This window comes from Asticcacaulis sp. (assembly GCF_027484505.1).
Lineage (GTDB): Bacteria > Pseudomonadota > Alphaproteobacteria > Caulobacterales > Caulobacteraceae > Asticcacaulis.
In genome coordinates this window covers 1-10,533 of sequence record NZ_JAIXSV010000355.1, presented here as the reverse complement: position 1 = coordinate 10,533, position 10,533 = coordinate 1, and the positions used below count along the sequence as shown (strand labels likewise).

At 60.4% G+C, this 10,533-nt stretch carries 8 protein-coding genes and 1 pseudogene; 3 read left to right on the top strand and 6 right to left on the bottom strand.

Translation table 11 applies throughout. The annotated features are described in order from the left end of the window. Nucleotides 1-704, bottom strand: a pseudogene (locus Q0072_RS20940) (IS5 family transposase); the annotation flags it as partial. Between the two features lie 227 nt (nucleotides 705-931). Here Q0072_RS20940 and Q0072_RS20935 point away from each other — a divergent pair. Both Q0072_RS20935 and Q0072_RS20930 read left to right on the top strand, forming a co-directional pair. Further along, nucleotides 932-1,567, top strand: coding sequence for a TIGR02466 family protein (locus Q0072_RS20935; protein WP_298333793.1), 636 nt, complete (start codon nucleotides 932-934; stop codon nucleotides 1,565-1,567). Nucleotides 1,568-1,571: 4 nt separating this feature from the next. Further along, a complete protein-coding gene (locus Q0072_RS20930) occupies nucleotides 1,572-2,606 on the top strand; it encodes an oxidoreductase (protein WP_298333791.1) in 1,035 nt (344 codons plus the stop codon). A gap of 76 nt (nucleotides 2,607-2,682) precedes the next feature. Here Q0072_RS20930 and Q0072_RS20925 read toward each other — a convergent pair whose 3' ends face one another. The 5 genes from Q0072_RS20925 to Q0072_RS20905 all read right to left on the bottom strand — a co-directional run bounded on the left by Q0072_RS20925 (nucleotide 2,683) and on the right by Q0072_RS20905 (nucleotide 8,457). Continuing rightward, nucleotides 2,683-4,971, bottom strand: a complete 2,289-nt coding sequence (locus tag Q0072_RS20925) for a TonB-dependent receptor (RefSeq protein ID WP_298333789.1) — start codon at nucleotides 4,969-4,971, stop codon at nucleotides 2,683-2,685. A 376-nt stretch (nucleotides 4,972-5,347) separates the two neighbouring features. After that, nucleotides 5,348-5,965: a DUF1134 domain-containing protein gene (locus Q0072_RS20920; protein WP_298333787.1), complete on the bottom strand. Its 618-nt coding sequence runs from the start codon at nucleotides 5,963-5,965 to the stop codon at nucleotides 5,348-5,350. A gap of 129 nt (nucleotides 5,966-6,094) precedes the next feature. After that, entirely contained in the window at nucleotides 6,095-6,736 is a 642-nt protein-coding gene (locus Q0072_RS20915; protein WP_298333785.1) for a hypothetical protein, read from the bottom strand. A 283-nt stretch (nucleotides 6,737-7,019) separates the two neighbouring features. After that, nucleotides 7,020-7,370 (bottom strand): MmcQ/YjbR family DNA-binding protein, encoded by a 351-nt coding sequence (locus Q0072_RS20910; RefSeq protein WP_298333784.1) that lies wholly within the window; start codon nucleotides 7,368-7,370, stop codon nucleotides 7,020-7,022. 319 nt (nucleotides 7,371-7,689) lie between these two features. Beyond that, nucleotides 7,690-8,457, bottom strand: coding sequence for a MerR family transcriptional regulator (locus Q0072_RS20905; RefSeq protein ID WP_298333782.1), 768 nt, complete (start codon nucleotides 8,455-8,457; stop codon nucleotides 7,690-7,692). 134 nt (nucleotides 8,458-8,591) lie between these two features. On the opposite strand from Q0072_RS20905, the gene Q0072_RS20900 reads away from it, so the two are divergent. Then, entirely contained in the window at nucleotides 8,592-9,839 is a 1,248-nt protein-coding gene (locus Q0072_RS20900; RefSeq protein ID WP_298333780.1) for an SGNH/GDSL hydrolase family protein, read from the top strand. Nucleotides 9,840-10,533: the final 694 nt, after the last annotated feature.

Here is a 10,533-nt window from a genome sequence, read left to right as displayed (position 1 = left end):
GGGATTTTTGTCGTATCGTGTGGCAATTCCCCTGAACTGCTTGAGCTTATTGAAGAAACGCTCCACCAGATTTCTTTGCCTGTAAACCCAGCCACTGAAGGCAAAACGGTCCTTTCGATTGCTCTTGGCCGGGATATTGGCCCACGCCTTCTTTTCGCGGGCGGCAATACGCAAGGCATTGGTGTCGTAAGCTTTATCGCCCAACACAATCGTCCCCTCCCTCATGGCGCTCAGCATGGGCAAAGCCATTTGGCTATCATGAGCCTGCCCGGCCGTCAGTTCGAGGGCGATAGGTCGGCCTTCGGCATCGACGACCGCATGGATCTTGGTCGTCAACCCGCCACGGGAACGTCCCATGCAGCCATCGTCAAGGCCCCCTTTTTTGCCGTGGCACCATGTTGGTGCACGCGGACGCACGAGGAGTCGATCATGATGATATCGCCGTCAAAGGCCTTTGATATATCGGCTAAAATCCGGTCCCAAACGCCCGCTTTGCGCCACCGGACGAAGCGATTATAGCAGGTGGTCGAAGGTCCGTACCGCTCCGGAACATCCGCCCATGGCGAACCTGTCCGAAACCGCCATAAGATGCCGTTGATGACGCGGCGATCATCAACACGAGGGACACCGCGAGGCTTGTTCGGCAGTAGCGGTGCAATAATCTCCCATTCCTTCTCTGTCAGCTCGTAGCGGCGACGGGTCATGAAAAAGGCCTCCAAATCAATGAAAGCCTTGAATCACGCATACGCCACCTTGAAAACCCGTTTTATGAGTTTTCGGCCTAAACAAAGCCCTGACACTCATTCTCTGCCTCATCCCCGGCACCAAGGGACCCAACCGTTACGGCCCGGCGCCGGGACAAAAGGCCGCGCCCGACCTCAGCGTCTTCGAATAGGCTTGCCGCAAGCGCCCCTTTGGGCGAAAAGGCAGCATGAGCCAGCCCTACGCCTCCACCGTCACGCCTTTGTTCACCACTGAAATCTACCGTGCCGACCTGTCGGACATGCCGGATTTCGAGGCCTATCTTGAAGAGATCGACGACACCTGCCGCGCCTTTGCCGATGAGGACGAGGCCGGGCAAAACTGGTCACAGCAAAAAGGCTATCTCGGCTATACCTCCTACGGGTCGCTGAACAACCTGCCCCTGCTGGCCAGCGCCTTTGAAGACCTCAAGGCGCATACCGACGCCCACGCCGCGCGCTTTGTCGAAATTCTGGAATACGACCTGCCCGCCGGCGCGCTGAAGCTCGACAATATGTGGATCAACATTCTGGAGCCCATGGGGCACCATTCGAACCATATCCACCCGCACAGCCTGATTTCCGGCACCTTCTACGTCAGCGTGCCCGATGGGGCCAGCGCGCTCAAATTTGAAGACCCGCGCCTGACCAGCTTTATGAATTCGCCGCCGCGCAAAGAGGGGGCCAAACGCGAACATCAGCCCTTCGTCTATGAGGCGCCCAAGCCCGGCACGATTCTGATGTGGGAAAGCTGGCTGCGTCACGAAGTGCCGATTAACCTGTCTGAAGATATCCGTATAAGCATCAGTTTTAACTACAGTTGGTGAGATGATGAGCGCTCCGGTACAGACGGCATTGGTGGGCTATGGCTATGCCGGAAAGACCTTCCATGCACCGCTGATCCGGGCGGCGACGGGCCTTGAGCTGACCACCGTCGTGTCGTCGCGTCCCGCTGAGGTCCATGCCGATCTGCCGGGTGTGACGGTCTGCGATTTTGAGACCGCCTTGGCCGATCCGGTGATCGAGCTGATGGTCGTGGCCACGCCCAATGATCTGCACGCCCCACAAGCCATCGCCGCACTCAAAGCGGGCAAGCATGTTGTCATCGACAAGCCCTTTGCCCTCACCACCGCAGAGGCCGAGGCCGTGATTGCGGCGGCCAAAGCCGCCAACCGGCTGGCGACCGTCTTTCATAACCGCCGCTGGGACGGCGATTTTCTGACGGTGAAACACCTGATCGAGACCGGGGCCCTGGGCGAGATCAGCCTGTTTATCTCGCGCTTTGACCGCTTTCGTCCGGCCTTGCGCAATCGCTGGCGTGAACAGGCCCTGCCGGGGTCCGGCCTGTGGTACGATCTGGGGGCGCATCTGGTCGATCAGGCCCTCTGCCTGTTTGGCACGCCCGACGCCATTACGCTCGATCTGGCGCAACAGCGCGAAGGCTCTGTGGTTGATGACTATTTCCACGCCACCCTGTTCTACGGCGGGCGCCGTGTGCGCTTGCAGGCTAGCGCCCTGACGCCCGCGCCGGGACCGCGCTTTGAAATCCACGGGCGGTTGGGCAGCTACGTCAAATACGGCCTCGATACGCAGGAAGAGGCGCTAAAGGCCGGGCAGCCGGTCGGTGGCGAGGGCTGGGGCATGGACCGCGACGGCGTGCTGACTCCGGTGTCGGGTGCTGATCCCCTGCCGCCGCTGGCGCAGCCGACTTTACCGGGGCGCTATCCGGCCTTTTATGAGGGCATGGCGCAGGCCATACGCGGCACCGGCCCCCTGCCTGTCACCGCCGAAGAGGCGCTCAGCGTCATGCGTCTGCTCGATCTGGGTCGCCGGAGCGCCGAAACGGGCCGCACCTTAGCTTTATAAAAAAACCGCTCCGGTTGGGTCACCGGAGCGGCAGTGTGTATCCGGGCCGCAGCAGAGGCCCGGATGTTCTCAATACTTAAAAGCGCTTGCGCACGGTGACAAAGGCCTGACGCGGGGCGCCCGGCAGCAGGGTCATGGTCGTGCCGGCGGTGTCGCTGTTGACGAAGCCACCCGAACCGACGGTCGAGATGTAGTTTTCGTCGGTCAGGTTGGTGACGTTCAGTTGCACGTCGATATCGGCCGGGAAGCGGTAGCCGAGCGTTGCATCGACCGTGGTAAAGCCTTCGACCTTACCGCCGATGTTTTCGTAGGTGTAGTAACGGTCGCCCGTGTACTTGGCACCCGCCGTAGCGAACAGCGTACCGTTGTCGTAGCTCAGGTCGGCGCTCAGCATGTGCTTCGGCGTATTGACGACGGTCTTGTCCTTGGTCTGATAGGTCTTACCATCGCTGGTGTAGTTGTCGGCATACTTGGAGTCGTTGTAGCTGTAGGACGACGACAGACGCAGGCTGTCGGTGAAGCGCCAGGTGCCGCCCAGTTCGACGCCGTTGGTCTTGACCGAACCGACGTTCGAGAGGACCGAAGCGTTGCCGAGGATCGAAGCGCCCTGCTGGATGGCCAGCAGACGGTCCGAGAAATCGACGTGATAGATGGCCGCAACGCCGCGGAAATTGCTGAGGTTGAGGCGCAGACCGCCTTCAAACGTCTTCGAGCTTTCCGGCTTCAGCTTCTGGCTAACGAAGTTGACGATGGCCTGCGACTGAGAGCCGAAGGGGCCCGACGTCGCCGCCGACACGTAGGCGGCCATGTTTTCCGAGTAGGAGCCGAACAGTTCGACTTCCGGCAGGGCCTTGAAGACGATACCGGCCTGCGGCAGGAAGCTGTCGTCCGACTTGATCTTGCCCGACAGGGCGCTGCCCGTGACGGTCGAGACCGAATTTTCGACCTTCATCGCCTTGAAACCATAGTTCAGCTTCAGACGCTCGCTGAGGGTCCACACGTCCTGCACATAGCCGACCGTGGTCTTGGTGTTGAACTTGTATTCCCACTGCGTCAGGAAAGCACCCGACTGGAAGCCCAGCGGATTGCGTGTCGCACCCGACGCCTTCTCACCATAAAAGCGGCGGGCCTGATTGAAATCGTTGTCTTCGATCCACAGGCCAGCAGACACCTGATGCACGCCGAGGTCGAAATTCACCGCGCCGAAGGCACCCGTACGGTCGATGTCATATTCCGTGGTACGGATCGACAGGGGTGCGTTATCGGCGCTGGGGTTGGCGGCATTATAGAAAGGCGATTTCACGTAACCGGGGGATGCCAGATAAGGCGTAACCCACAGGCCCTGCCCCTTGTTTTTGTGGTTGTAGACGGTGCCTGACACTTTGATCATGTCATTGATCGGGGTTTCGTAGCTGAGCGCCATCAGGTCGTCGTCGCGCACGCCCGCACCATAGTAATAGGCATCATCCACGGTCAGGCCGTTCGGGATAGTCTTGCCATTCTGATAGGCGTCGGCGACTTTCACGGCCAGCGCATAGTTCGGCTGGAAGTTATCCCAGTCGCGGCCCAGACGTCCGATCATTTCGAACGACATGTCCTGATAGTCCTGCTCACGGCGTTCGGAGTGGTTAATGAAGCCGGTCAGCTCGCCTTCGCCCAGCGGCAGCACGGCCTTGGCGCTGATCTGCTGCTGCTTCTGCTCGCCGCCGCCCTTCCACTTGTCGGACTTCTGATCGGCCACCGACACAAAGGCGCGCAGGCCACCGAGGTTGTCGAGCGTGCCGGTTTCAAAACGGCCATAGAGGCGGTGCATCGAGTCCGAACCGACCGTGCCGACCAGCTCACCGCCCATGGTCTGGGCCGGGTCGCGCGAGAAGAATTGCAGCGTGCCGCCGAGGTTGGAGGTCGAGGCGGTCGAAAGCGCACCGGCGCCCTGCATCAGGTCCACGCGGGCCACGTCTTCGGAGATGATGGCGCGCGAAATGTGCAGGCCGTTGTGGTTGCCGTAGGACATGTCGCCCAGCGGCACGCCATCCAGCGTGAAGCCGAGTTGGTTCTGGTTGAAGCCACGCAGCGTGATGCGCGTGGACCATTCATAGGCCCCGAAGGCGTCGGCCGACTGGAAGGACACGCCCGGCAGCTTGTCGATGGCCTTCAGCGGCGAGGTGCCGGCGGCTTCGAGCGACAGTTCGCTGCCCTTCAGCGTCTGAAGCTGACGGCTCTGACCCTGACCATAGACGATGACTTCGGTGATTGCTTCGGCCGGAGCCGCGACGGCCTCCGCCTTGGGCGCTTCCGCGGCCAGAACCGGCGCGGCAGCAAACAGAAGGGCCAGGGCGGTCCCGGCTTGCAGATAGGCTTTCATACTCAAATCCCCAATGGGCGTCCACACGACGCCACTGGGGAAGGCAGCTACGCGGCCATGATGACACCCGCTTAAACAAACGGCGACACAGCCATGTCAGCCGTGTCGCCGTTTTGTGACGGGGATTTTTCGCAACAGTGGGAAATGAGGCTAAGGGTGTGGTGGCGATTTAATCTTCGCGATCTTTCTCCTCCCCATTTTCTGGGGAGGTGCCGAGTTTACGAGGCGGAGGGGTATCTTGACGGGTAAGTGTACCCCTCCGTCTGCTCGCTACGCTCGCTGCCCATCGCTTGCGAAAGCTATACTTTCGCTACGCTATACCCCACAGGTGGGGAGGAGAAAGCAGCCGCGTTAACGCTTAAATCGTCGCCATAGCTTAGGCCGGGAACCACTTGCGCGTCTTGGAATAGGCCAGATAGCCGATATTGGCCCCCAGACGGAAACCAACGCCGGCGCGGATCGGGGCCACGATGGTGTCGTCGGACTGCTGATAATTGACGCCGAGGCCACCGATAAAATAGGCCGAGCCATCGACGCCGGGGAAGCGCTGATAGATTTTCTCAACGTCATAAAGGCCATAGACCAGCGAGAAGACGCGCGAAGCGTTGCCGCCGGTATCGAAACCGACCGACGGGCCGCGCCAGAAGATTTTCTGCGGGCTGGGCAAGGCCTTCATATGGACCAGACCCTTGCCATAGCGCAGACCGACGGCAATGGCCCCGGAGACTTCCTCACCGGCGATATAGGCGGTGGGGCGGTCGCCATAGTCGGAGAAGATTTTTTCGATGGCTCCGCCCAGCGCTTCGACCGTGACGCCGAGGAAGTCGGACCCGGCGCGCAGGATTTCATCGCGCTGATAGCCTTCGGCGGTGCGGCTGGGAGACGCCGAGGAGGATGACGCGGCACCGGTCTGGGCCAGGGCCTGAAGCGGCGAAGCGATCAGCGGGGTGGCGGCCGTAGCGGCGGCGCCCATCAGAAAATGGCGGCGTTCCATGACGCAAGAGACTCCGTCGAAAATAAGCGTAAGGCTTTTATTAACCCTGAAGGGGTGACCAAATCCTTACCGGGGGCTTCAGTCAGGGTTCATCTATCCCCCTATTGCATGTCTGAAATAGGGCTTGATCTAATCATCCCAGCCCTGACGGCACTTCTTCTTGCCGGAGACCATATCGCGCAGGCCGGGATAGGCCCCGCGCCCTTCGCGGTACTTCTGCCATTCGCGTTCGCGCGCCGCCAGACACAGTTGCGTCGGGCGGGTTTCCGGCGGTTTGAGCGGCAACACGACCTCTTTGGGCGGGCTGACGGGGCAGTCCTTGCCCAATGGTCGGCCCTCATTGCGCTGCTGGATGCAGAATTGCCGCTTGTTCAGGGCGCGCGTCGCTGCGGCCCGACCCGCATCGCCGCCTTCGGCATAGGCGCGCGGTGTGACGCCGGTGCCGGTTTCGGTCGTTGAAGGCGGTGCGGATGGCTTTTCAATGATGGATGGCGGAGTCTGAATCTGGGGCACAGGCGTGCGCGGCACTGGCGGCGTGGGGGCGGATAACGAACGGCGCGGCGTGGGGTCGGCAGGCGTCGGGGCGGGCGCAGCCTCAGCTTGCGGTTCTGGCCGGGCCATAACCGGCATGGGCCACAGCTCAATCTCCGTCGGCGGCGACTCCGGCACGGCCATCACAGGCGTCAGCCAGACCACCAAAAAGCCAGCCAGCGCGTGCAGGGCCAAAGCCACCGCTACCGCCCAGCCCCACCGTCCTGCGCGGTTACGCACCCTGCTCTGCCCGTCTGCCATACCCGCATTGATCACGCCGTCGTGTCGGGATTACGGCGTCAGTGGGGCGGCAATGGGCGCTTTCACGACAAGGTGTACATGTGGCCCGCCAAAAAAGGCGTAAACTCTCTCCGTTGTGTCGAAAGGAGGTGAGCCAAGATGCGCGCCTTTAAGATCAACCCGGACGACCTGATGGACAAGATATTTCCGATGGTCATTGCCGGGGCCATGCTGGCGGCCTTTGTTGCCGCCATTTTCTCCGCCTTCTGAACATCTCCGGCTGTCAGGCCTGTGACGAGGCCTCATTCCAGGCTTTCAGCGTGCGTTTCTTCACCTGTGCGCGCCACACCCGCTCGATATTGGCTTTCACCCAGTCCACATCGACGCGGGCGGGGCGCGCCAGTATGAGCGGCCACGGCCGATGATGGTCCGTGGTGAAAAATGTGTCGGGATCGACCTCCAGCAGAAAGTCGCGCTCCTCAAACGACACCTTGAACACCGGCGCATCGTGCGTCGGATTCCAGAAGAGGATCACCTTGCCATTGACCTTGAACGACCGAGCGTCCCAGGACGTCGTTTCTTCGGTGTCCGGATAGGCCAGAACAATCTCTTTCACCCGTTCAAACGTCAGCATACCGCCCTCCTGCTTGTCTGATCACGAAGCTTAACAGGTTTTGGCGCGATTGCTTACCGGATGTGATGGAACTGCGACATATCGACCCCTAACCTTTTTCGCACTCGCAACATATATAGTCGTCGTTAACACAAGGAGAGTATCAGATGACCCTGATCAAGTTGAGCGACACGTTCGGTATGGTTGGCAACCTGTTGTTTGCCGGTATCCTGCCTATGGCAGCCCTGATTGCAGCGGCCAGCCTGCTGTAACTCTTTCTACGAAAACTACGAAAAAAGGCGGCCCGACACGAAAAATGTCAGACCGCTTTTTTCGTGCCTCATCCCTGACGTGCGACCCACGCCTTCATCGCCGCCGTCAGGAAATCGGCGAAGCCCGGCGACAGGGCCTCATAGCGGGCGACGAAATCCGGGTGCGACAGGTACATATCGGCAAGCCCGGCATAGGCCGGCGGCGGACAGGGCCGGTTCCACATGCGCGCCACCCATTGATTATGCGCCTGAACCAGCGGGTCGAGCAGAGGCGATTGCGGGCGCAGACCGTGGCGGAAGGCATCGACCAGATCGCTTTCAAGGCTTTGCAGCTGCGCCATCACCGCCGCCTGCCCCGCCTCGCCCAAAGCCCCTGTATGCTGACGCGAGGCGTCAATCGGCGCCTGCATATCCGCGCCATAACGCTCAATCAGCCAGGCCTCATATTCCGCCTGCCGCTCGGCAGAGGGCCAGCCATAGAGGGCGTCCGGGCTCAGTTCGTCATGGGCCAGCCCCTGAAGGGTGGCGTCAATAACCCCGATCAGCCCCTTGAAGCGCTCCAGCTCGGCCTCCAGCCGCGCCCGGTGCGCCTTCAGTGCGGCGGCCACATCGAAATCCCGCCGATCCAGCACCGCGCCGATGTCTTCGAGGCTCAGACCCATTTCGCGGTACAGCAGGATCTGTTGCAGGCGCAGCCATTGCGGTCGCTGGAAATAGCGATAGCCGTTGTCGCCGACATAGGCGGGTTTCAGCAGGCCGATCTCATCATAATGGTGCAGGGTACGCACCGAGACACGGGCCAGATCGGAAAATTGTTTGACAGTATAGGCGCTCATGGACACTCCTTTCAGCTACAGATTAGCCCTGCGCCCTCACGCAAGGTGAGGGTCAAGCGCCCTTCGCATTGACGCACCGGTCAGGCCGGTGATGATGTCCGCACAACATACGAACAAGACGACCGGAGCGAAACATGACCCCTATTGACCGCCGCGCCCTGCTGGGCGGAATCGCCGCCGGTACGGGGCTTGTGAGCCTGCCCGCCTCTGCCGCCGCGTCGGGCACGATGTGGGTGGGCGCGTGGGCCTCGTCGCAGATGGTGCCCAATCCGGACACCACCCTGCCGCCGGAAATCGCCTCCGACGTGACCATCCGTCAGATCGTGCGTTTGACTCAGGGCGGCTCGGCCTTCCGCGTGCGCCTGTCCAATGTCTTCGGCACCAAGCCGCTGAAGATCGGCGCGGCCCATGCGGCGATTTCGGCGGATCAGATGACCTCGCGCATAGACCCGGCCACTGCGCGCGGCCTGACCTTTGGCGGGCGCACGGCGATCACGATCCCTGCCGGGGCCGAGTATGTGTCCGATCCTGTCGTCATGACCGTCAAGGCGTTCACAGACCTGACCCTGTCGCTGTACCTGCCCGAAGCCGCCTCACCGCAAACCAGCCACCCCGGCGCGCGCATGGCCTCCTATTTCGCCAGGGGCAACCGTGTGGCAGAGGCGTCTTTGGACGGCGCGAAGACGATGGAGCGTTGGTTCCATATTTCGGGCGTCGATGTCAAAGCGCCAAGGGGGGCGGCCTCGATTGTGGCTCTGGGCGACTCCATCACCGATGGCTATGGCGTCAAGCCGGGCATGAATGCACGCTGGACCGACCAGCTGGCGCGGCGGCTTCAGGCCGATGCGCGCACGCGGCACCTGTCGGTGCTCAATGCCGGGATTGGCGGCGGGCGCATACTGAATGACGGCTCAGGCCCCAATGCTATGGCGCGGTTTGAGCGCGATGTGCTGAGCCAGACGGGGGTGAAGTTTCTGGTCATCCTCGAAGGGGTCAACGACCTCGGCACCCTGACCAAGGACGCCCCGGTGAGCGCCGCCGCCCACGCGCAACTGATCGAAGACATGATCACCGCCTATCAGCAGATGATCCGCCGGGCGCGGGAACGCGGCATCACCGTAATTGGCGCGACCATCCTGCCCTTTATGGGCTTTTCGCTCTATCACCCCGATGCGCAGAACGAGGCCGACCGTCAGGCGGTCAATCGCTGGATACGAACCTCAGGGGCGTTTGATGCGGTGATCGACTTCGACCGGATCATGGCCGATAGGGCGGACCCAACGCGCCTTAAACCCGACTACGATTCCGGCGACCATATCCACCCGTCGATCGCGGGCTATAAGGTGATGGGCGATGCGGTGGATTTGCGGCTGCTTTTATAGCGAATAGCTAACCCCTTATCTATCGGCTTGTCGGACGGCGATAAGAAGATTACTCTCTAACCAGAAGCAGGTGAGGCCCTTAGGCCCCACCCTCTTCGGTTTTACTATGTCTCGGCTTCCTTCTTATCGCGTCCGCAAAAACCAGATACAGAAGGTAAGCCGGGATGTATATATCTCCGAAGTCAAGGATATGGATATGCACCATGTCCATTTCTCCAAAGTAAATCAGCACTTTTTACTGACGTCTCATTGTGACAAGCATAAAGGCTCGGTCAACGAGGATATTTGCTGTTTCATAAGGATATTTCTGTTGACTCTGATAACCTATTCCCCGGTCGTGAAAAAAGGCTGTTCTGTTCAGACGTTGTCTTTTTGACGTTAGCGTTAAAATGTCTTTTTGGACGAATTTTTTTATTAAAATTACCCAAGGCTTCTTGATCCAAAGCGAATCACTTTTTCAAAGAAACCCAAATAGGGTTGAACCTATCTAAGCTGGTTTCAGCAGCCTCATACGGTCGCCTAATCCAACACGTTAGGGAGGTATCATCAAATCGAATGAATAGATTTCCGGGTGCAGGGGCCGTGCCCCTGCCCTCTTCCCCCGTCTTGCGGTTCATGCTATCGCCCCCGCATGACCGAACTGTCCCAAATTCGTAACTTTTCCATCGTCGCCCATATCGACCACGGCAAGTCC

Coding starts and splice junctions, on each gene's coding strand:
- Q0072_RS20935 (WP_298333793.1), top strand. CDS start 932: ATGAGCCAGCCCTACGCCTCCACCGTCACGCCTTTGTTCACCACTGAA.
- Q0072_RS20930 (WP_298333791.1), top strand. CDS start 1,572: ATGAGCGCTCCGGTACAGACGGCATTGGTGGGCTATGGCTATGCCGGA.
- Q0072_RS20925 (WP_298333789.1), bottom strand. CDS start 4,971: ATGAAAGCCTATCTGCAAGCCGGGACCGCCCTGGCCCTTCTGTTTGCT.
- Q0072_RS20920 (WP_298333787.1), bottom strand. CDS start 5,965: ATGGAACGCCGCCATTTTCTGATGGGCGCCGCCGCTACGGCCGCCACC.
- Q0072_RS20910 (WP_298333784.1), bottom strand. CDS start 7,370: ATGCTGACGTTTGAACGGGTGAAAGAGATTGTTCTGGCCTATCCGGAC.
- Q0072_RS20905 (WP_298333782.1), bottom strand. CDS start 8,457: ATGAGCGCCTATACTGTCAAACAATTTTCCGATCTGGCCCGTGTCTCG.
- Q0072_RS20900 (WP_298333780.1), top strand. CDS start 8,592: ATGACCCCTATTGACCGCCGCGCCCTGCTGGGCGGAATCGCCGCCGGT.